This window comes from Streptomyces sp. NPDC093221 (genome assembly GCF_044753885.1).
Taxonomy (GTDB): domain Bacteria; phylum Actinomycetota; class Actinomycetes; order Streptomycetales; family Streptomycetaceae; genus Actinacidiphila.
The window spans coordinates 858,868-878,930 of the sequence record NZ_JBIVOA010000003.1; the positions used below are offsets into that span (position 1 = coordinate 858,868).

A 20,063-nucleotide genomic window follows, 5' to 3' on the forward strand; every position below is an offset into this window, starting at 1 on the left:
CGTCATTGACGATGCTCAGGCTCGGGTGTGCTCGCATCGCTGTCAATGGCCCGTCGCTCCCGCGTCGTTCGGGCTTCACGCTCCGTTCCGGCGTCGGTGATGTCGAGGAACACCCGGTCGGCGGTGGGCCACTTGGCGTGGATGTCGCGCCGGATGCGCAGGCTGACCTCCTCGACCCGCTCGCTGTCCAGGCCGCCCACCAGGTCGATCCTGGCGGCCACCAGCGTGGAGTCCAAGCCGAGCCGCATGGTGAGCAGTTCCTCGACGGTGTCGATCTCCCCCTGCCCCAGGAGCAGTTCGCGGATGCCGTCGCGCAGTTCGGCGTCGACCGAGACGCCGATGAGCTGGTGGTGGGCGGTGCGGCCGAGGGTGAACGCGACGACCATCAGCAGGGCGCCGATCGCCATCGAGGCGATGGCCTCGCCCAGCGCGTTGCCGGTCGTCATGTGGATGACCATGCCGGCGGCGGCGAACAGCACACCGATCACGGCGGTGCCGTCCTCGGCGAGGACCGTCCGCAGCGCCGGGTCGTCGGCGCCCTCGTCGGACCGGCGCGCCTGGACCACCGCCTTGAGCAGCGAAGCGCCCTCGGCGAGCAGCGCGATCAGCAGGACGGCCAGACCCGCCACGTATCCGCTGCGGGACTCGTCCTCCGTGCCGCCGAGCGCGTGAATGCCCTGGTAGAAGGAGAAGCAGCCGCCGAGCACGAAGATGCCGACGGCGGCGAGCAGCGACCAGAAGTAGCGCTCCTTGCCGTAGCCGAAGGGGTGGTCGCTGTCGGGCGCGCGGCGGCTGCGGCGCAGCGACAGCAGCAGGAACACCTCGTTGAGGCTGTCCGCCACCGAGTGCGCGGCCTCCGAGAGCAGCGCGGGCGATCCGGAGAAGAGGCCTGCGGCGGTCTTCGCGGCGGCGATCACCAGGTTGGCGCCGAGCGCGACGAGCACCGCTCCCTTGGTGCCCTCGTCGCGCTCGCCGCCGGTGTCGTCCGCGCCGGGTTTCGGCGGTCCGGACGCCGCACGGCCGGTGTCCGTGTCACCGGTGCCCGTACCGCTCGCCTCCGTGCCGCCTGCCGCCGTGTCGCCGGTTTCCGTCTCGCCCGTTCCGGTGTGCCCGGAGGGCTCCGGGGCGTCGCCGGTCAGGTCCTGGTCGGTGCTGGTCAGGGTGTGCTCTCCACTCATTCGTGTGTGTGCCCGATCAGCGTCCGGGCCGCGGCGGCGATGGCGTCGGCGTCGATGCCCGCCGCGTGGAGCTGTTCCTCGGGGGTGGCGGAGCCGGGCATGGTGTGGACGGCCAGGCGGGTGAGCAGCGGCATCGGGTGACCGTTGCCGAAGGACTCCAGGACCGCGTCGGCCAGGCCGCCCTCGGGGTGGTGGTCCTCGACGGTGACGAAGCGGCCGGTGGCCCGCGCGGCGGCGCGCAGCGCCTGGGTGTCGACGGGCTTGACCGAGTAGAGGTCGAGCACACGGGCGCGGATGCCGTCGGCGACGAGCCGGTCGGCGGCGGCCAGCGCCTGGTGCAGGGTGACGCCCGCGCCGATGAGGGTGACCTGGTCCTCGGGGTGCTCGCGCAGCAGCTTGCTGCCGCCGATCGGGAAGTCCTCCTCGGGCCCGTAGATCACCGGGGTGGCCCCGCGGGTGGCCCGCAGATAGCCGACGCCGGTGCGGTCGGCCAGCGCGGCGACGAGCTTGGCCGTCTGATTGGCGTCGCACGGATACAGCACGGTGCTGCCGTGCACCGCGCGCATCATCGCCAGGTCCTCCAGCGCCATCTGCGACGGGCCGTCCTCGCCGATCGCGACGCCCGCGTGCGTGCCGACGACGTTGAGGTCGGAGCGGCTGACCGCGGCCATCCGCAGGAAGTCGTGCGCGCGGGTCAGGAACGCGGCGAAAGTGGCCGCGTACGGTGTCCAGCCGCGTACGCCGAAGCCGACCGCGGCGCCGATGAGCTGCTGCTCGGCGATGTAGCACTCCACGTACCGCTCGGGGTGCTCCTTGGAGAACAGCTCGGCCTTGGTGGAGTCGCCGACCTCGCCGTCCAGGACCACGACGTCCTCGCGCCGGGTGCCGAGCGCGGCCAGCGCCTCGCCGAAGGCGGTACGGGTGGCCACGTCCTCGCCGATCCGGTACTCCGGCAGCGCCGCGGACGGGTTCCCGCCGCGCTCGCGCCGCTCGGCGTCCGGCGGACGGCGTACGTGGACCCGCAGGTCGCGTACGCCGCCGAGCTCGCGGATCGCGGCCTCGGCGTCCGGCAGCGGCTTGCCGTGCATGCCCTCGCGGTCCTCGACGGCCGCGACGCCGCGGCCCTTGCGGGTCCTGGCGATGATCGCGGTGGGCGCGCCGCGGTTGGTGCGCGCGGTGGTCATCGCCTCGTCCACGGCGGCGATGTCGTGGCCGTCGATCTCGACGGTGTTCCAGCCGAAGGCGCGGATACGGCGGGTGTAGGCGCCCAGGTCCCAGCCGTGCCGGGTGGGGCCGCGCTGGCCGAGCCGGTTGACGTCGAGGATCGCGGTGAGATTGTCGAGCCCTTCCATGCCGGCGTGCTCGAACGCCTCCCACACCGAGCCCTCGGCCAGCTCGCTGTCCCCGCACAGCACCCAGGTGCGGTACGGCAGGTGCTCCAGGCGCTTGGCGGACATCGCGACGCCGACGCCGATCGGCAGCCCCTGGCCGAGCGATCCGGTGGCGACGTCGACCCAGGGCAGCCGGGGCGTGGGGTGGCCCTCCATGCGGCTGCCGAGCTTCCTGAAGGTCAGCAGTTCCTCGTCGGTGATCGCGCCCGCGGCCTTGTAGGCGGCGTAGAGCAGCGGTGAGGCGTGGCCCTTGGACAGGATCAGGTGGTCGTTGCCGGGGTGGTCGGGGCGGTCGAAGTCGTAGCGCAGATGGCGGGCGAAGAGGACGGCGGCCAGATCGGCCGCGGACATCGACGACGTGGGGTGGCCGGACCCGGCGGCGTCGGCGGCGCGTACCGCGTCCACCCGCAACTGCTGGGCGAGTTCGGTGAGCTCGGCCGTGTCGACCGGTTCGGTGTCGTGCGTGGTGACGTCGTTCATGGCGGCGTCTCTCCCTTCGTGGCGTGGTGGCCGCCTCGTGCCGCCACCCGCTCCCGTGCGTGCCGCTCTTCCTGCTTTCCCCCGCGTTCGGCCGCTGTCCCCCCGCGGTGCGGCTGCCCGGCCCGGGGCCGGACAAACGGGGCGGCGGCGCGGTCTGTCGCGCCCCTGGTGTCGCACCTTCCCCATCAATCGTTACCCGTGCGTAACATGCACGCGAGTTACCTTCGGTAAGTCCGCGTGGTTACTCTCCAGTCACTTCGCATCCGGCGTGTCAGGAGCAGTCCATGAGAGCAACCACAGCGGGTGTCGTCGGCGCGGCGCTGCTCGCCTCCACGGCCCTCGGCCTCGCCCCCGCCGCGACCGCGGCCCCCGCCCCCGTACCGAAGGTGTCCGCCGCCGCGGCCCCGGCCGCCGCGTCGGCCCTGCGCTTCGTCGACATCCCCGGCTCCGGCGGCATCACCCTCAAGGCGAACGTCTACACCCCCGGCGGCTACGACGGCTCGCAGCGCTACCCCGTCGTCGTCCTGCCCAGCAGTTGGGCGATCAACGACCTGGAGTACCTCGCCCAGGAGAAACTGCTCGCCGACTCCGGCTATGTCGTGGTCAGTTACACCAGCCGCGGCTTCTGGCTCTCCGGTGGCGAGATCGAGACCGCGGGCCCGCCGGACGTCGCCGACGTCTCGAAGGTCATCGACTGGACCCTCGCCAACACCCCGGCGGACCCGGCGCGGATCGGCATGGCCGGTGTCTCGTACGGCGCCGGGATCGGGCTGCTGGGGGCCGCGCACGACCCGCGGATCAAGGCGGTGGCCGCGCTCAGCGGCTGGGCCGACCTCGTCGAGTCGATCTACCAGGGCCGCACCCCGCACCTCCAGGCGGCGGCCCTGCTCGGCGGCTCCGCTTATCTGACCGGCCGCCCCAGCGCCGAACTCCAGTCGATCCTCGCCAATTTCCTCAGCGCGAACCTGGCGTCGGAGGACACCATGATCGCCTGGGCGAAGCTCCGCTCCCCGCTGACCTACGTGGACCGGCTCAACGCCAACCACACCGCCGTCATGCTCGCCAACGCCTGGGGCGACAGCCTCTTCCCGCCCAACCAGTACGCGGACTTCTACGAGAGGCTGACCGGCCCCAAGCGGCTGGAGTTCCGGCCCGGCGACCACGCCACCGCGGAGGCGACCGGACTGCTCGGGCTGCCCAACGACACCTGGACCGACGCGCGCGCCTGGCTCGACCACTATCTGAAGGGCACCGACAACGGGATCGACCGCCAGCCGCCGGTCCAGCTCACCTCCCGCTCCACCGGGGCCTACGAGGGGTACGCCGACTGGTCCTCGGTGCCGTCGCGGACCGAGAAGCTGGCGCTGGGCGCCAAGGGCGCGCGCACCGGGGCGCTCGGCGGCGACGCGGGCACCGGCTGGCACACCACGATCGGCACCGGCGTGGACTCCGGCGCCGACGGCGGTGTCATCTTCCTGTCCAGCCTGCTCGACCAGTTCGCCAAGGCCCCGCCCACCGCGTCGATCCCGCTGCTGCCGCGCGCCTTCGCCGGGGTGTGGCAGTCGCAGCCGTACGCCACCGCCCAGCACGTGCGCGGCACGAGCGTGCTGCACACCACGCTCACCCCGTCCGCGGCCAACGGCACGGTGATCGCGTACCTCTACGACGTGGACGCGCTCGGCACCGGCAAGCTCGTCGCGCACGCGCCGTACACCTGGATCGGGAAGACGCCGGGGAAGGCGTTCGGCACCGACATCGCGCTCCAGGCGACGGCGTACGACATACCGGCCGGGCACCGGCTCGCGCTGGTCGTCGACACCGTCGACCCGCTCTACATCGGGGAGAATCCGGCGTTCGCGACGGTGGGCTTCTCCTCCCCGGCCGGCGACCCCTCGACGCTGTCGGTCCCGTTCGACGACAGGTGAACCGCTGAGCGGGACGTCGGGCTCAGATCTCCGGCGGTGTGGCGACCGTGACCGGCACGTCCTTGACCTTGGGGCTGTGCCGTTCACGGCGCGCCAGCCAGTTGGCGAACCACGACAGCAGCATGCACATGCCGATGTAGATCGGCGCGATCACCATCACGACCGGGATGAAGGGCAGGTCGTAGTCGAGGTTGGTGGCGATCAGCTTGCCCGCGTACAGGAACTCCTCGTAGGTGATGAGGTAGCCGAGCGAGGTGTCCTTGAGGGCCACCACGAGCTGGCTGACGATCGCGGGCAGCATCGCGCGGGCCGCCTGCGGCACCAGCACCTGCGCCATCACCTGCGTCTTGCGCATGCCGAGCGCGAAGGCGGCCTCGCCCTGGCCGCGCGGCACCGAGTTGACACCGGCCCTGAACACCTCGGCGAGCACCGAGCCGTTGTACAGCGTCAGGCCGATGACCAGGGCCGTCATCGGCTCCAGCTTGAGGGCGATGAAGATGAAGAAGATCATCACCAGCAGCGGCATCGCGCGGAAGAACTCCACCACCAGCGTGCTGAACCAGCGCACCGGCCGGTGGTCCGAGAGCCGTCCGGCGGCGAAGACCGCGCCGAAGACCAGCGAGAGGACCGCCGCCCAGGCGAACGCCTTCAGCGTGTTGGCCAGGCCCTTGAGCAACAGCCGCTGGATGCCCGCGTATGCGAAGGGCCGCCACTTCACGGCGGAGAACTGCCCGGTGTCCACCAGCTTGTAGACGACGAAGCCGACCAGCGCGGCGAGCACCGCCGTGGTGAGCCACGCGTACAGCCGGTGCCTGGCCAGCGCCTTGGGCCCCGGAATGTCGTACAGCGCGCTGCTTCCGCTCATCGCGCGACCCCCAGCTTCCGCTCCAGCACGGTGAAGACCGCGCTGATGGTCAACGTGACGATCAGATAGCCGACGGCGATCCAGACGAAGGTCCACACGATGCTGTAGCCCAGTTCGTTGAGCGGCTTGTACGTGCCGAGCAGTTCGGTGACCGAGAAGGACCCGGCGATGGCGGAGTTCTTGGCCAGAGCGATCAGCGTGGAGCCGATCGGCGAGATCACCGCGCGGGCGGCCTGCGGCAGCACCACCAGGCTCAGCGTCTGCGTGAAGGTCATGCCCAGGCTGCGGGCCGCCTCGCCCTGGCCGAGCGGCACGGTGTTGATCCCGGCCCTGACCGCCTCGCAGATGAACGCCGAGGTGTACGCGCCCAGCGCCAGGATCGCGAACACCCGGAAGGGCAGCACGAGTCCGAAGCGCGGCAGGCCGAGCAGCACCGCGAAGAACAGCAGCGTCAGCGGAGTGTTGCGCAGCACCGTCACCCAGGCGGTGCCGAACGCCCGGAGCGCTTTGACGGGCGACACCCGGAATCCGGCGACGATCACCCCGACGACCAGCGAGAGCGCCCCGGCCAGCAGGGTGAGCTGGACGGTGCCCCACAGGCCCTTGCCGAAGAGCGAGTAGTTGTCGGTCAGGACGTTCACGCGGTGTGTCTCCCCCTCAGTACCGGTCGACCGGCGGCGGTACGGGCGCCGGGACCCCGGACAGACCCAGCGTCGCCGCGTACGCCTTCTTCCAGTCGCCGTCGCGCTCGTGCGCCACGATCGCGTCGTCCAGCGCGCCCCGCAGCGCCGTGTCGCCCTTGGCCAGTCCGATGCCGTACGGCTCCTTCGAGAACGGCTTGCCGACCAGCTTCATCTCGTTCGGCGCCTTGGCCGCGTAGCCCAGCAGGATCGAGTCGTCGGTGGTGACCGCGTCGACCTGGTAGGTCAGCAGATTGTCCACGCACACCGAGTACGTGTCGTACGTGACCGGCGTGGCGTCCGGGTAGTCGCGCTCGATCCGCTGGATCGGGGTGGAACCGGCCGCCGAGCAGACCTTCTTGCCCTTCAGGTCCTGCGGCCCGTTGATGTCCTTCTCGTCCTTGCGCACCAGCAGGCCCTGCCCGGCCATGTAGTACGGGCCCGCGAAGCCGACCTGCTTCTTGCGCAGCGCGTTGATGGTGTACGTGCCCACGTAGTAGTCGATCTGGCCGTTGCTCAGGGCGGTCTCCCGGTTGGCGGAGGCGATCGGCTTGTACTGCACGCGGTCGGCCGCGAAACCGAGCGAGGCGGCCATCATCTTGGCGATCTCGATGTCGAAACCGGAGTACGTGCCGGTGGCCGGGTCGCGCTCGCCGAGATACGGCTGGTCGTCCTTGACGCCGACCACGAGCCTGCCGCGCCGGTGGGCGGCCGACCAGGTGGCGGAGGCGGGCAGCGAGAAGGCGCGGTTGACCCGGTAGGCGGGCAGGGCGTCGGCGCGGGGGCCCTTGGCGGGCGGGCTGCCCTGCTTGCCGCAGCCGGTCACAGCGGTCAGCGCGGCCAGCCCGGTCACCGCGGCCAGCGCCGCGAGACGGGCCACGGCCGCCGGGCGCGCCGGGCGGGCGGGCCGGTGAGTGCGTCGCATGGCGGTCCAGGTGCTGATCAGTGGTGCAGGATCTTGGAGAGGAAGTCCTTGGCGCGCTCGCTGCGCGGCGCGGTGAAGAACTCCTCCGGCACCCGGTCCTCGACGATCCGGCCGTCCGCCATGAAGACCACCCGGTGCGCGGCGGACCGGGCGAAGCCCATCTCGTGGGTGACCACGACCATGGTCATGCCCTCCTCGGCGAGCTGCCGCATCACTTCCAGCACCTCGTTGATCATCTCGGGGTCGAGGGCCGAGGTGGGCTCGTCGAAGAGCATCGCCTTGGGGTTCATGGCCAGTGCGCGGGCGATGGCCACCCGCTGCTGCTGGCCGCCGGACATCTGCGCGGGGAACTTGTCCTCGTGCCCCACCAGGCCCACCCGGTCCAGCAGTTCGCGGGCCTGCCGCTCCGACTCGGCCTTGCCCCGGCCGCGCACCTTGACCGGCGCGAGCATCACGTTCTGCAGGACGGTCTTGTGCGCGAAGAGGTTGAAGGACTGGAAGACCATGCCGACATCGGCGCGGAGCCGGGCCAGCTCGCGGCCCTCGGCGGGCAGCGGCACGCCGTCGATGGTGATCGTGCCCGACTCCACGGGTTCGAGGCGGTTGATGGCCCGGCACAGCGTGGACTTTCCGGAACCCGAGGGACCGATGATCACGACGACCTCGCCGCGGCCGATGGTCAGATCGATGTCCTTGAGCACGTGCAGCGGGCCGAAGTGCTTGTTGACTCCGCGCAGGACGATCAGGGGTTCCCGGGTCATCCGCGCGCTCAGCCCAGCACGCGATGGACGAGGGTGTCGCGTTCGGTCTGCGGGATCGCGGTCCAGCGCATGCCGCGCAGCGCGCCCTCCAGCGCGAGCAGCGTGTGCGTGCAGGCGTCTTCCGGCAGTTCGGGCCGGATCTTCTCGAAGGCGCGGCCGGAGCCCAGCCGTCGCAGTTCGCCCGCGTCGTCGACGCCCGCGCGGCGCAGGCGGTCGGCCAGGACCGACCCGATGTTCGGGAGCTGCTGAAGGGAGTCCACGTCGTGCCTCCGGTACCGAGCTGGTGGGGACTGGTGCGAAAAGGGGGACCTTCGGCGCCATCATGCACGTCCTCTAGTGCCCTGCGCGGCCATCGCGTGGTGACACGCCCTGGACCGCACCCCACTGTGTGGTGATGACCACTGGATCGGGTGACAGCCGCACCGCCGTACGGGCTCAGTCTTCCGACGACTCCGCGAGCACCTGGGACAGTTCGGGGCTGCCGCTCTCGGCCCAGGCGTGGCCGATCGCCACGGTGTCGATCTCGCGGCCGGACGCGAGCCGCACCACGGGACGGCCGTTGGGCAGGATCTCCCACGCCGCGTCGGGGACCGTGAGCACCATGACGGTGCCGAGGTAGAGACCCGCGTCGTTGCCGAGGTCCGACAGCACCTCTTCGTCGTCGCGCCAGCTCGGCGCCAACTGGTCGAGGGCGGCGAGCGATTCGGGGGTGTCGTCCAGGTCCACCCCGTCGTCGGCGGCGCGGGCGCGCAGCAGTTCGCACTCGCCGAGCAGTTCCGCGACGCCGGTCGCGTCGGGGGCGCCGTCGGTGTACACGGCGAAACCGCGGGCGACGCCGTGTCTTCTGCGCCACTTGCCGATCAGGGGGATGTCCATGCGGTCAGCGTCGCACCTGCCGTGCCGCCGCGACCACAGGCGCGCGTGCCGGGACCGGCCGCCGGAGCGCCCCCGCGCGCCGCGGCGGCCCCCGGTCAGACCTCCAGGTCCACCACGACCGGCGCGTGGTCGGAGGCGCCCTTGCCCTTGCGCTCCTCGCGGTCCACGTACGCGTCGCCGACGGCCTTGGCGAACGGCTCGTTCCCGTACACCAGGTCGATCCGCATCCCGCGGTTCTTGGGGAAGGCGAGCTGCCGGTAGTCCCAGTACGTGTACGGGCGGTCGTACTTCAGCGGGCGCGGCATCACATCGGTGAGGCCGGTCTCGCGCAGGGCGGCCAGCGCGGCGCGCTCGGGGGCGGTGACATGCGTCTGGCCCTCGAAGACCGACAGGTCCCACACGTCCTCGTCCACCGGCGCGACATTGAAGTCGCCGAGCACCGCGAAGGGCCGCGGACCGGCCGCGTCCTGCGCGACGGCGGCGCGCAGCGCCTCGAACCACTGGAGCTTGTACGCGTAGTGCGGGTGGTCGACCTCACGGCCGTTGGGCACGTAGACCGACCAGAGACGGACCGCGCCGCAGGTCGCGGAGACCGAACGCGGCTCGTGCACGCCCTCCCAGTCGGGTCCGCCGGGCAGTCCCTCGACGACGTCCTCCAGGCCCACGCGGGAGACCAGCGCCACCCCGTTCCACCTGCCGGTGGCGTGCACCGCCGACTCGTACCCCAGCTCGCGCAGCTCGTCGCGCGGGAACTGCTCGGCGGTGCACTTGGTCTCCTGGAGGCACAGGACGTCGGTGCCGCTGCTCTCCAGCCAGGCGAGCAGCCGCGGAAGGCGGGCGGTGATCGAGTTGATGTTCCAGGTCGCGATGCGCATGCTCCCCAACCTAACCGGTGGGTCCGACAGTGACCCGGTGGCGGCGCTGCTACGCCTGCGTGCTGTCGCCGGGCGCCAGCCGTACGTGGTCGGCGCCGCCGAGGCCGCCGATCTGCGTGTCGTAGATCGGCCGGGCCAGGTCGGTCAGCAGCGCGTCGTGCACGTCGATGGCGCGGCGCGGCTTGACCTCGCGGACGTAGTCGATGACCTCGGAGATCTTGCTCCAGGGGGCCTGCACGGGCAGCAGCAGGGTGTCCACGGCGGCGCCCGGCAGGGTCAGCGCGTCACCGGGGTGGAAGAGCGAACCGTCGATCAGGTAGCCGACGTTGGTGATCCGCGGGATGTCCGGGTGGATCACGGCGTGCAGCTCGCCGTGCACCTGGACGTCGAAGCCCGCGGCGGTGAAGGTGTCGCCGTCGCCGACGGTGTGCACGCGGCCGGGGAAGGCCGCGGAGACCTCGTCGGCCACCACGCGCAGGGTCCACAGCTCCGCGCCCGGATTGGCTTCGAGCCCGGCGCGCAGCCGGTCGGCGTTGAAGTGGTCCAGGTGCTCGTGCGTGACCAGGATGACGTCGGCGCCGACCGCCGCGTCCTCCTCGCTGAAGGTGCCCGGATCGATGACGAGCGTGCGCCCGTCCTTCTCCAGCCGGATGCAGGCGTGGCGCTTCTTCGTGAGCTTCACAGGGTCCGTCCTCGGCAGCGCGTTCTGGCTTCTCTGGTACTCGGGTGCTGGGGTTCTCGGATGCTGGGTTCTCGGATGCTGGGCGTTTCGGATGCTGGATCTTCGGATGCTGGGTCTTCGTGCTGGGCGTTTTCCGGTACGCCTCCATCTTGCTACGGGTGCGCCCCGGTCTCCTGCCGGATCACCGTACGCGCGGTGTCCACCGCGGCCCTGGCGGCGGGCAGGCCGCAGTAGAGCGCGGTGTGCAGCAGGACCTCCTCGATCTCCGCCGGGGTCAGGCCGTTGCGCAGCGCCGCCCTGGTGTGGTCGGCCAGCTCCTCCAGCCTGCCGGTGGCGGTCAGCGCGGTCAGCGTCACGCAGCTCCTGGTGCGCCGGTCGAGGCCGGGCCGCGACCAGACCTCGCCCCAGGCGTAGCGGGTCAGGAAGCTGTCGAAGTCGGCGCCGAAGCCCTCGGCGCGGGCCAGCGCCTGGTCGACCTCCGCGTCACCGATCACCTCGCGCCGTATCCGCAGCCCTTCCTCGTACGTGTCGGGCGCCACCGCGGCGGGCGGCGCGGCGACGGCCTGCGGCGGTACGACGGGGGCCGGGGGTACGGCGACGGAGCCGGTCGACACGGACACCGGCTCGGTCCACACGCTGCCGAAGTGCGTCGCCAGCAGGTCGCCGACGGCCACGGGCTCCTCGACGGGCGCCAGGTGGCCGGTGGCCGGGACGACCGCGAGCCGGGCGTCCGGTATTCCGGCGACCAGCAGCCGGGCGTCGGCGGGCGGGGTCTCGGTGTCGTCGGCGCCCGCCACCACCAGCGTCGGCACCTTGATGCTGCCGAGCGCGTCCCGGATGTCGAAGGCGGCCAGCGCCTCGCACCCGGCGATGTAGCAGTCCGCGTCGGTGGTCCTGACCATCTGCACGGCCCAGTCGGTGATCGCGGGCTGGGTGGCGAGGAAGGGGCCGGTGAACCAGCGCTCGGGGCTGGCCAGCGCCGTGCGGTCCAGGCCGTTGGCGCGGACCACGACGCCGCGCTGCCGCCACACGTCGGCGGTGGCGTACCGCGCGGCGGCCGAGACCAGGGCGAGCGCGGCGACCCGGTCGGGGCGCAGCAGCGCGAGCCGGGCGCCGATGGCGGCGCCGAGCGAGCAGCCCGCGTAGCCGAAGGTGTCGACGCCCTCGTCGTCCAGGACGGCGAGCAGCCGGGCGGCCAGGTCGTCGACCGAGGCCGCGGGGTGCGCGGGCGCGCCGCCGTGGCCCGGCAGCTCGTAGCGCAGCACCCGCCACTGCTCGGTGAGCGTCGGGAGCTGCCGGTCCCACATGTGCCAGGTGGCGCCGAGGGCCGGGCCCAGGATCAGGACGGGGGCGTCGGCCGGGCCGTCGAAGCGGTGCTGAAGGGGGGGCCGCGGGTCCAGATCGCCGTCGGTCGAGTCGCTCATCGCCTCACGCTACCGAGTGGAGTGTGTGCTTCCGAAATCCGAGTGGCCCGCTTCCGCGGGCCCGCGAGGACTGTCATGGGCCATCGTTGTCATCGCCCCTGACATCGGCGCCCCGCCGCCGTCATCCCTTGAAGCCGTGCCGGAAGTTGACGGTGGAGACCGCGTACACCGTGGGGACGTCCGGGTCGGTGAGGTCCACCACGATGTTGCGGTCCGGCTTGTCGCCGGCCTGGTGCATGCTGATGCCCACATACGTGCGGCCGGTGAGGAAGTCCCAGCCCGCCGTCCTGGCCTGCGCGGCGGTGATCGCGTCCTTGCCCCCGCGCAGCACGTTCCGGGCGCTGCCGACCTGCGCGAGGAAGGTGTCCAGGCCGCCGGAGGTGGTGGTGAACTGGACGTACAGCGCGCTGGTGTCCCAGGAGTTGGTCTCCAGGTAGCCGGGGCCCGTGGTGCCGTCGGGGAAGGGCAGTTGGTATATCTGCCGCTGGAGGATGGTCGGAACGGCCAGCTCCAGATGGCTGAGGGCCGCCTCCTTCTGCTTGGTGACCCCGCTGTCCCGGCTCTGCTCGGCGGAGATCAGCACGTACCCGATCGGTACGAGGACGAGCAGCGGGACGACGGTCCAGCGGACCCAGCGCGGCGGGTTCCGCGGCGGCGGTGCGAGCCGCGCCCGGCCCGCGTCGCCGTCCGCGGGCGGTCCCCCGTCGGACTCGGGGCCCGGCTCCAGGGTGTCCTGGTCGAAGGGTGTGGTGGTCACGACTGGGCTCCCTGCCGTCCGTAGACGCGGCCGTAGCGTTCGTACCGCTCGACGCGGCGGCGGGTGGCGCGGCGGAACCGGCGGGCGACCAGCCGGGCCAGGTCGGCGGCGCCGACCATACCGGCCTCGGGGCCCAGCTCGGCCTTGGCGATCCGCGCCTCCGGCCGGTAGCCGCGGCCGGTGAGATTGCGCCGGAAGGCGTCCCTGGCCGGGTTGATCAGCAGGTCGTCGGCGGCGCTGACGCCGCCGCCGATGACGAAGCAGGACGGGTCGAGGGCGGCGGCGAGGTTGGCGATGCCGATGCCCAGCCACTGGCCGATGTCCTGGAACAGCTCGACGCACATCGCGTCGCCCTCGCGGGCCAGCTCGGTGATCAGCGGTCCGGTGATCTCGCTGATGCTGCCGCCGACCCGGTCGATGATCCCGTAGGCGACCGGGGAATCCGCGGCGGCCATCTCGCGGGCCTCCCTGACCAGCGCGTTCCCCGAGCTGTACTGCTCCCAGCAGCCGCGGTTGCCGCAGGCGCAGCGGTGGCCGCCCTGCACCACCTGCATATGGCCGAACTCGCCCGCGACGCCGTAGCGGCCCCTCTTGACCTGGCCGTCCTCCAGGATCGCGCCGCCGATGCCGGTGCCGAGGGTGATCATCACCAGGTCGGCCTCGCCGCGCCCGGCGCCGAAGCGCCACTCGGCCCAGGCCGCGGTGTTCGCGTCGTTGTCGACCATGACGGGGACCAGCAGGCGCTCGGCGAGCCGGTCGCGCAACGGCTCGTCGCGCCAGGACAGGTGCGGGGCGAAGAGCACCCGCGAGCGGTCGGCGTCGACCCAGCCCGCCGCCCCGATGCCGACCGCGTGCACGTCGTGCCGCTCCGACAGGTCCAGGACCAGCTCGACGATGGTGTCCTCGACGACCTTGGGGCTCTTGGACTTGTCGGGCGTCTCGGTGCGGATCTTCTCCAGGATCACCCCGTCCGCGTCGACCACCCCGGCCATCACCTTGGTGCCGCCGATGTCGATACCGACGGTGGGGACGCGGGGCGCGGTCAGATGCGAGCGCCTCTCGCGGCGGCCGACGGTCTGGAGCACCGTCGCCCTGGCGGCGCCGCCGCGGTACACACGTTCACGATTGGCACTCAAGCGGAGGTCTCCGGGTCGGTCGCCGGTGGTGTGGTGGTCGTCCGGCGCATCAGTTCGTGGGTCAGCTCGTCCAGCTCGCTGCCCCCGGCCATCTCTCGGGTCAGCTCGTCCAGCGTAATGTCCTTCTTCAGGTGGCTGCCCGACATCGCGCCTCGCTTGAGCAGAATGAACCGGTCACCGACCAGATACGCGTGGTGCGGATTGTGCGTGATGAGTACCACACCGAGCCCCGCGTCGCGCGCGGCGGCCACGTATTTCAGCACCACACCCGACTGCTTGACGCCGAGGGCGGCCGTCGGCTCGTCCAGGACCAGCACCTTCGCGCCGAAGTGCACGGCGCGGGCGATGGCCACGCACTGGCGCTCGCCGCCGGACAGGGTGCCGATCGGCTGGTCGACGTCGCGCAGGTCGATGCCCATCCGCAGCAGCGCCTGGTGGGTGGTGGCGCGCATGGCGGCCACGTCGAGCCTGCGCAGCGGGCCGCGGCCGAGGGTGGGCTCGGAGCCGAGGAAGAAATTCCGCCAGACCGGCATCAGGGGGACCACCGCCAGGTCCTGGTAGACGGTGGCGATGCCGCGGTCGAGCGCCTCGCGCGGCGAGCTGTGCCGTACGTCCTCGCCCTCGATGGCGTAGCGGCCCGTGTCGTGCTGGTGCAGCCCGGCGATGATCTTGATGAGGGTGGACTTGCCCGCGCCGTTGTCGCCGAGGACGCAGGTGATCTCGCCCGCGCGCACTTCGAGGGAGACGTCCCGCAGCGCGCGGACGTTCCCGTACGACTTGGAGACGTCGGTCAGCTCGACCAGCGGGGCGCCGGCGGGCGCGGGGACCTTGTCGAGGACGGGTTCTGCGCTCATGCCGCGGCCTCCGCCCGCTTGCGGACCCAGGCGTTCAGCAGCGTCGCGAGCAGCAGCATCGCGCCGAGGAAGAACTTGAACCAGTCCGGATTCCACTGGGCGTACACGATGCCCTTGTTGGTCATGCCGAAGATGAACGCGCCGACCGCCGAGCCGATGGCGCTGCCGTATCCGCCGGTCATCAGGCAGCCGCCGATGACGGCCGCGATGATGTACAGGAATTCGTTGCCGACGCCCTCGCCCGACTGCACCACGTCGAACGAGAACAGCAGGTGCTGTCCCGAGATCCAGGCGCAGAAGGCGACCGCCATGTACAGGCCGATCTTGGTACGGGCGACGGGGACGCCGACCGCGCGGGCCGCGTCCGCGTTGCCGCCCGCGGCGAAGATCCAGTTCCCCGCGCGGGTGCGCAGCAGCACCCAGGTGGCCACGGCGACCAGGCCGAGCCACCACAAGATGGTGACCTGGAGGTCGACGGAGCCGATCGTCCAGTGCGAGGCGAACAGGTCGCGGGCGGTCGGGAAGCCCTCCATGTCGGCGATCGTCTTGGTGGAGACGGTGCCGCTGATGAGCTTGGTGAAGCCCAGATTGAGGCCGGTGAGCATCAGGAAGGTGCCCAGCGTGATGATGAAGCTGGGCAGTTTGGTGCGCACGAGCAGGATGCCGTTGAAGAGGCCGATGGCGAGGGTGACCAGCAGCGACACCCCGACGCCGACCCAGACGTTCGCGGTCATCTGGTAGCTGAACATCGAGGAGACCAGCGCGGAGCTGGTCACCAGGACACCGGCCGACAGGTCGAACTCGCCGCCGATCATCAGCAGCGCCACGGGGACGGCCATGATGCCGATCGTGGAGGACGCGTACAGCACCGTGCCGAGGCTGGACGCCCGCAGGAAGGCGTCGGCGACGACGGAGAAGAAGACGAAGACGGCGACCGCGCCGACGACGGAGCCCAGCTCGGGCCTGGCCAGCAGGGCGCGCACGACGGATCTCGGCGCCAGCCGCTCGTCGTCCACCGGGCTCACCAGCAGGTCGGGGGCGCCGCCGTCCGGGGTGCGCGTGCTCTGCCCGCTCAACGGGTGCCCCGCTTGGTGTACGACAGCAGGGCTTCCGCGTCGTCCTTGGTGACGATCTGCGGCCCGGTCAGGACGGGCTGGCCGCCGCCGAGGGTGTCGCCGTTGTAGCGGTACAGCCACAGCAGGTCGATCGCCTCGTAACCCTGGAGGTACGGCTGCTGGTCGACCGCGAAGCCGATGGTGCCCGCCTTGAGGGAGGCGGCGACCTGCGCGTTCAGGTCGAAGGTGTCGACCTCGGCGGAGGAGCCCGCCTGGTCCTTGGCCTTGACCGCGGTGGCCGCGAAGGGCGCGCCGAGGGTGACGACGGAGTCGATGCTCTTGTCGGCCTGGAGCTTGGCCTGGACGGCGGACTGCACGTCGGGCATGTTCGTGCCGTCGACGTAGAGGTTGTCCATCGTCCCGGAGAAGGTGGCCTTGGCGCCCGCGCAGCGCTGCTCGTGGCCGACGTTGCCCTGCTCGTGGAGCACGCACAGGGCGTGCTTCCTGCCGCGCTTGTTCAGCTCGTCGCCGACCGCGCGGCCCGCGATGGTCTCGTCCTGGCCGATGTGGCCGAGCGTGCCGAATTCCTTGGACTCCTGCGAGCCGGAGTTGATCGTGATGACCGGGATACCGGCCTTCTCCGCCTTGAGCACGACGGCCTTCATCGCGTCGGGCTTGGCGAGCGTGACGATCAGCCCGTCCACGTGCTGGTCGATGGCGGCCTGGACGAGCTGCGACTGCTCGTTGGCCTGGTCGCTGTTGGAGTAGAGGAACTTGATGTTGTCCTTGTCGGCGGCCTGCTTGGCGCCGCTCTGGACGATGTCCCAGAAGGTGTCGCCCGCGCCGGAGTGGGTGACCATCGCGAAGGTCCAGTGCGGGGTGTTGACGGCGGAGCCGTTGGCCGCGGCCTGCTTGGCCCGGTCCTCCGCGCGCTTGCCGCCGGTGCTGCTGCACCCGGCCAGGCAGACCGCGCCGAGCACCGCCGCCGTCAGCGCGCCCACCACCCGTGTTCCCGCCCTTGCCATCGCCACGAGGCCCTGCCTTTCCCTGCGGTTCCTGTTACTGCCGGGATGAGAGTGTTGCGAGCGACCATCCCGGCGGCCCAAGTATCCGTCAAGGGGTACGGCGCGATGCCCGGCGGGCCGGTGCGGCGGGTTGGCGGGGGTGCGGTAGAGGGCGCCTTCCCGGGGTCGGCGAGGGGGTCCGTACGCGGTCGGCGGGCGTCTTCGCACCGGTCCTGCCTCAGGCTCTGACCAGCAGCCGGAACTCGAAGGTGTAGCGCGAGGCCCGGTACAGATGGGAGCCGAACTCGATCGCGCGGCCCCGGTCGTCGTACGTGGTGCGCTGCATCGTCAGCAGCGCCGCGCCCGGCGGCTCGGCCAGCAGCCGGCTCTCCTCGGCCGTGGCCGCGCGGGCCCCCACGGTCTGCTCCGCGCTGTGCAGGGTGATGCCGTGGTGCCGCATCAGCGCGTACAGACCGTTGGTCTCCAGCTCGCCGGTGGCCGGTTCCAGCAGGTCGCAGGGGAGGTAGTTGCACAGGTACGCCATCGGCTCGCCGTGGGTGAGGCGCAGCCGGTGCACGACGGCTACCTGGCAGGACTCCGGCAGGCCCAGGGCGGCGGCGACCGCGGCGGGCGCGGGCCCGCGGGCGTTCGCGAGCACCCGGGTGCTGGGGTGCCGGCCCGCGGCGAGCAGGTCGTCGTACAGGCTGCTCAGTTCCAGCGGGCGGGCGACATGGCTGTGCACCACCTGGGTGCCGACGCCCCGGCGGCGCACCAACAGGCCCTTGTCGACCAGCGACTGGATGGCCTGCCGGACGGTCGGCCGGGACAGGCCGAGCCGCGCGGCCAGCTCTATCTCGTTGCCGAGCAGGCTGCCGGGGGCGAGCGCGCCCTCTTCTATGGCGGCTTCGAGCTGCCGGGCGAGCTGGAAGTACAGCGGTACGGGGCTGGCGCGGTCGACGGCCAGCCGCAGATCGCGGTGGACGGGCCGGGCCTGCGGGCGCCCACGGCCGGGCGGCACGGCTTCGCGGCCTGGTTCGTGCGGGGGTGCGTGCGTGGGCTCCTGCTTGGGCACGGAGGGAGCGTATCGGCCACCCATGATCACCGGAAGTCCTTATGTCCGGACAAAGCGTTGACAGGGGGCGGGCGGCGCGGGAGGTTGGGACAGCGCGCACGTCTCCCGCGGTGAAGGGGCAAGTAGCAGCTATGCGGATCGGACTCATCGGCGCCGGGCGGATCGGCTCCTTCCACGCCGCCACGCTGGCCGCCCACGAGGACGTCGACGAGGTGACGGTCGCCGACACCGAGGCGGTACGCGCCCGGCAGGTCGCCGCGTCGGTCGGCGGGCGCGCGGCCCTTTCGGTGGACGCGCTCTTCGACAGCGCGCCGGACGCCGTCGTCATCGCCTCCGCCACCGCGTCGCACGCCGCGCTGATCACCCGCGCCGCCCGCGCCGGTGTCCCCGCCTTCTGCGAGAAGCCGGTGGCGCTCGACCTCGCCGGTACGGTGGCGGCGCTCGACGCCGTCGAGGCCGCGGGCGCCGTGCTCCAGATCGGCTTCCAGCGGCGCTTCGACGCCGGGTACCGCGCGGCGCGCGAGGCCGTACGGGCGGGCAGGGTGGGCCGGCTGCACACCGTGCGCACCGTCACCTCGGACCCGGCGCCGCCGCCGGCCGCGTACGTCCCGCTCTCCGGCGGCCTCTACCGCGACTGCCTCATCCACGACTTCGACGTGCTGCGCTGGGTCACCGGCCGGGAGATCACCGAGGTGTACGCGGCGGGCGCCAACGGCGGCGACGACTTCTTCCGCGCGGCGGGCGACGCCGACACCGCGGCGGCGCTGCTCACCCTGGAGGGCGGTGTCCTCGCGACGGCGACGGCGACCCGCTACCACGGCGCGGGGTACGACGTCCGGATGGAGCTGGCCGGGACCGACGACCAGATCGCGGTGGGCGTCGGCCCGCGGACGCCCTTGCGCTCGATGGAGCCGGTCGCGGTCGCGGCCCTGCCCACGGCGCCCTGGCCCGGCTTCCTCGACCGTTTCGCCGCCGCCTACCGGGCCGAACTGGCCGCCTTCCTGCGCGTCGTACGCGGCCTGGAGCCGAATCCCTGCGAGGGTCGGGAGGCGTTGCGCGCGCTGCTCGTCGCCGAGGCGTGCGAGGTCTCGCGCCGCGAGAGACGTCCGGTGACGGTCGCCGACGTGGGCATGCGCGTACGTGAGGGCGACGTGAGCGGAGTGGTGGCATGAGCCGGGCAGGACGGCGGCGCCCGCGGGGCGGGTCCACGGGACACCGGAGGTGGTGACGGCATGAAGCGGGAGCGGATCGCGGGGGCGCCGATTTCCTGGGGTGTGTGCGAAGTGCCCGGCTGGGGGCACCAGTTGACGCCCGAGCGGGTGCTGGCGGAGATGACGGAGCTGGGCATCACCGCCAGTGAGTTCGGTCCCGACGGCTTTCTGCCGGGGCCGCTGCTGGCCGCCCGCGGCGTCACCGCGGTCGGCGGCTTCGTGCCCGCCGTACTGCACGATCCCGGCCACGATCCGCTGCCGGACATCCGGGCCGACCTCGACCGTTTCACCGCCGCGGGCGCCCGCACGCTCGTCCTGGCCGCGGCCACCGGGCTCGACGGCTACGACGAACGTCCCGCCGTGTCGGCCGACGGCTGGCGCACCCTGCTGGACCGGCTCGACGCCGTCACCGACCTCGCCGCCTCGCTCGGCGTCACCGCCGCCCTCCACCCCCATGTCGGCACCGTCGTCGAAGGGCCCGCCGAGGTCGACCGCGTCCTCGACGGCAGCCGGATCGGGCTCTGCCTCGACACCGGGCACCTCCTCATCGGCGGCACCGACCCGGTGGCCCTGGCGCGCCGGGCCGCCTCCCGCGTCACGCACGTCCACCTCAAGGACGTCGACCCCGCCGCCGCCGACGCCGTCCGGGACGGCCGCACCACCTACACCTCCGCCGTCCAGCGGGGCCTCTACCGCCCCCTCGGCCAGGGCGGCCTCGACCTCAGCGCCCTCATCACCCACCTCGAATCCGCCGGCTACCCCGGCTGGTACGTCATGGAGCAGGACACCGTCCTCACCGCCCCCCCACCCCCCGGTCAAGGCCCCCTCCCCGCCATCCGCGCCTCCCTCCACTGGCTCACCCACCAATGACACCCCCCACCGACAAGAGCCAGCCCCTTGCGAACAACGCGC

Annotated in this window: 20 protein-coding genes; 3 read left to right on the top strand and 17 right to left on the bottom strand. The window is 72.1% G+C overall.

Annotated elements, in window-relative coordinates; genetic code table 11:
- Positions 1-2 precede the first annotated feature (2 nt).
- Together ACIQCJ_RS15645 and ACIQCJ_RS15650 are read right to left on the bottom strand one after the other, a co-directional pair.
- Entirely contained in the window at positions 3-1,178 is a 1,176-nt protein-coding gene (locus ACIQCJ_RS15645; RefSeq protein WP_402711634.1) for a cation diffusion facilitator family transporter, read from the bottom strand.
- A complete protein-coding gene (locus ACIQCJ_RS15650) occupies positions 1,175-3,049 on the bottom strand; it encodes a transketolase (RefSeq protein WP_355339077.1) in 1,875 nt (624 codons plus the stop codon). Before ACIQCJ_RS15650 ends, ACIQCJ_RS15645 begins: the two co-directional genes overlap by 4 nt.
- A gap of 284 nt (positions 3,050-3,333) precedes the next feature.
- Here ACIQCJ_RS15650 and ACIQCJ_RS15655 point away from each other — a divergent pair, with 284 nt between their 5' ends.
- On the top strand, positions 3,334-4,974 hold the full coding sequence (locus ACIQCJ_RS15655) for a CocE/NonD family hydrolase (RefSeq protein WP_402711635.1): 1,641 nt from the start codon (positions 3,334-3,336) through the stop codon (positions 4,972-4,974).
- A gap of 22 nt (positions 4,975-4,996) precedes the next feature.
- Here the strand turns inward: ACIQCJ_RS15655 and ACIQCJ_RS15660 are convergent, their stop codons facing one another.
- The 15 genes from ACIQCJ_RS15660 to ACIQCJ_RS15730 all read right to left on the bottom strand — a co-directional run bounded on the left by ACIQCJ_RS15660 (position 4,997) and on the right by ACIQCJ_RS15730 (position 17,940).
- Positions 4,997-5,839: an amino acid ABC transporter permease gene (locus tag ACIQCJ_RS15660; protein ID WP_401311582.1), complete on the bottom strand. Its 843-nt coding sequence runs from the start codon at positions 5,837-5,839 to the stop codon at positions 4,997-4,999.
- A complete protein-coding gene (locus tag ACIQCJ_RS15665; protein WP_391049513.1) occupies positions 5,836-6,480 on the bottom strand; it encodes an ABC transporter permease subunit in 645 nt (214 codons plus the stop codon). The genes ACIQCJ_RS15660 and ACIQCJ_RS15665 overlap by 4 nt, the downstream gene beginning before the upstream one ends.
- Before the next feature lie 16 nt (positions 6,481-6,496).
- Positions 6,497-7,444 carry a glutamate ABC transporter substrate-binding protein gene (locus ACIQCJ_RS15670; RefSeq protein WP_401311586.1) on the bottom strand — a complete coding sequence of 316 codons (948 nt, stop codon included), beginning with the start codon at positions 7,442-7,444 and terminating at the stop codon, positions 6,497-6,499.
- A 17-nt stretch (positions 7,445-7,461) separates the two neighbouring features.
- Entirely contained in the window at positions 7,462-8,205 is a 744-nt protein-coding gene (locus ACIQCJ_RS15675) for an amino acid ABC transporter ATP-binding protein (protein WP_188285421.1), read from the bottom strand.
- An 8-nt stretch (positions 8,206-8,213) separates the two neighbouring features.
- The gene (locus ACIQCJ_RS15680) at positions 8,214-8,465 is read right to left on the bottom strand and encodes a TfoX/Sxy family DNA transformation protein (protein WP_188285422.1); all 252 of its coding nucleotides are present in this window, start codon (positions 8,463-8,465) and stop codon (positions 8,214-8,216) included.
- A gap of 175 nt (positions 8,466-8,640) precedes the next feature.
- The gene (locus ACIQCJ_RS15685; protein WP_391049510.1) at positions 8,641-9,081 is read right to left on the bottom strand and encodes a DUF6278 family protein; all 441 of its coding nucleotides are present in this window, start codon (positions 9,079-9,081) and stop codon (positions 8,641-8,643) included.
- Positions 9,082-9,176: 95 nt separating this feature from the next.
- Positions 9,177-9,956, bottom strand: coding sequence for an exodeoxyribonuclease III (locus ACIQCJ_RS15690; RefSeq protein WP_355339059.1), 780 nt, complete (start codon positions 9,954-9,956; stop codon positions 9,177-9,179).
- Between the two features lie 49 nt (positions 9,957-10,005).
- Positions 10,006-10,638, bottom strand: a complete 633-nt coding sequence (locus ACIQCJ_RS15695; protein ID WP_402711636.1) for an MBL fold metallo-hydrolase — start codon at positions 10,636-10,638, stop codon at positions 10,006-10,008.
- A gap of 152 nt (positions 10,639-10,790) precedes the next feature.
- On the bottom strand, positions 10,791-12,062 hold the full coding sequence (locus tag ACIQCJ_RS15700) for an alpha/beta fold hydrolase (protein ID WP_402711637.1): 1,272 nt from the start codon (positions 12,060-12,062) through the stop codon (positions 10,791-10,793).
- Positions 12,063-12,183: 121 nt separating this feature from the next.
- A complete protein-coding gene (locus ACIQCJ_RS15705) occupies positions 12,184-12,819 on the bottom strand; it encodes a hypothetical protein (protein WP_355339051.1) in 636 nt (211 codons plus the stop codon).
- A complete protein-coding gene (locus tag ACIQCJ_RS15710) occupies positions 12,816-13,955 on the bottom strand; it encodes an ROK family glucokinase (RefSeq protein ID WP_355339048.1) in 1,140 nt (379 codons plus the stop codon). Before ACIQCJ_RS15710 ends, ACIQCJ_RS15705 begins: the two co-directional genes overlap by 4 nt.
- Positions 13,952-14,809, bottom strand: a complete 858-nt coding sequence (locus ACIQCJ_RS15715) for an ATP-binding cassette domain-containing protein (protein ID WP_391163625.1) — start codon at positions 14,807-14,809, stop codon at positions 13,952-13,954. The genes ACIQCJ_RS15710 and ACIQCJ_RS15715 overlap by 4 nt, the downstream gene beginning before the upstream one ends.
- Entirely contained in the window at positions 14,806-15,840 is a 1,035-nt protein-coding gene (locus ACIQCJ_RS15720; RefSeq protein WP_402711750.1) for an ABC transporter permease, read from the bottom strand. The genes ACIQCJ_RS15715 and ACIQCJ_RS15720 overlap by 4 nt, the downstream gene beginning before the upstream one ends.
- Before the next feature lie 41 nt (positions 15,841-15,881).
- Positions 15,882-16,889 (bottom strand): sugar ABC transporter substrate-binding protein, encoded by a 1,008-nt coding sequence (locus tag ACIQCJ_RS15725; RefSeq protein WP_401311800.1) that lies wholly within the window; start codon positions 16,887-16,889, stop codon positions 15,882-15,884.
- Between the two features lie 217 nt (positions 16,890-17,106).
- Complete coding sequence (locus ACIQCJ_RS15730) at positions 17,107-17,940, bottom strand: UTRA domain-containing protein (protein WP_391049502.1); 834 nt, start codon at positions 17,938-17,940, stop codon at positions 17,107-17,109.
- 131 nt (positions 17,941-18,071) lie between these two features.
- Between ACIQCJ_RS15730 and ACIQCJ_RS15735 the strand changes: the two genes are divergently transcribed.
- Both ACIQCJ_RS15735 and ACIQCJ_RS15740 read left to right on the top strand, forming a co-directional pair.
- Complete coding sequence (locus tag ACIQCJ_RS15735) at positions 18,072-19,112, top strand: Gfo/Idh/MocA family oxidoreductase (RefSeq protein ID WP_355339043.1); 1,041 nt, start codon at positions 18,072-18,074, stop codon at positions 19,110-19,112.
- 60 nt (positions 19,113-19,172) lie between these two features.
- Positions 19,173-20,021: a TIM barrel protein gene (locus tag ACIQCJ_RS15740; protein WP_402711638.1), complete on the top strand. Its 849-nt coding sequence runs from the start codon at positions 19,173-19,175 to the stop codon at positions 20,019-20,021.
- Positions 20,022-20,063 lie beyond the last annotated feature (42 nt).

Coding starts and splice junctions, on each gene's coding strand:
- ACIQCJ_RS15735 (WP_355339043.1), top strand. CDS start 18,072: ATGCGGATCGGACTCATCGGCGCCGGGCGGATCGGCTCCTTCCACGCC.
- ACIQCJ_RS15670 (WP_401311586.1), bottom strand. CDS start 7,444: ATGCGACGCACTCACCGGCCCGCCCGCCCGGCGCGCCCGGCGGCCGTG.
- ACIQCJ_RS15725 (WP_401311800.1), bottom strand. CDS start 16,889: ATGGCAAGGGCGGGAACACGGGTGGTGGGCGCGCTGACGGCGGCGGTG.
- ACIQCJ_RS15685 (WP_391049510.1), bottom strand. CDS start 9,081: ATGGACATCCCCCTGATCGGCAAGTGGCGCAGAAGACACGGCGTCGCC.
- ACIQCJ_RS15690 (WP_355339059.1), bottom strand. CDS start 9,956: ATGCGCATCGCGACCTGGAACATCAACTCGATCACCGCCCGCCTTCCG.
- ACIQCJ_RS15660 (WP_401311582.1), bottom strand. CDS start 5,839: ATGAGCGGAAGCAGCGCGCTGTACGACATTCCGGGGCCCAAGGCGCTG.
- ACIQCJ_RS15715 (WP_391163625.1), bottom strand. CDS start 14,809: ATGAGCGCAGAACCCGTCCTCGACAAGGTCCCCGCGCCCGCCGGCGCC.
- ACIQCJ_RS15740 (WP_402711638.1), top strand. CDS start 19,173: ATGAAGCGGGAGCGGATCGCGGGGGCGCCGATTTCCTGGGGTGTGTGC.
- ACIQCJ_RS15655 (WP_402711635.1), top strand. CDS start 3,334: ATGAGAGCAACCACAGCGGGTGTCGTCGGCGCGGCGCTGCTCGCCTCC.
- ACIQCJ_RS15675 (WP_188285421.1), bottom strand. CDS start 8,205: ATGACCCGGGAACCCCTGATCGTCCTGCGCGGAGTCAACAAGCACTTC.
- ACIQCJ_RS15645 (WP_402711634.1), bottom strand. CDS start 1,178: ATGAGTGGAGAGCACACCCTGACCAGCACCGACCAGGACCTGACCGGC.
- ACIQCJ_RS15650 (WP_355339077.1), bottom strand. CDS start 3,049: ATGAACGACGTCACCACGCACGACACCGAACCGGTCGACACGGCCGAG.
- ACIQCJ_RS15700 (WP_402711637.1), bottom strand. CDS start 12,062: ATGAGCGACTCGACCGACGGCGATCTGGACCCGCGGCCCCCCCTTCAG.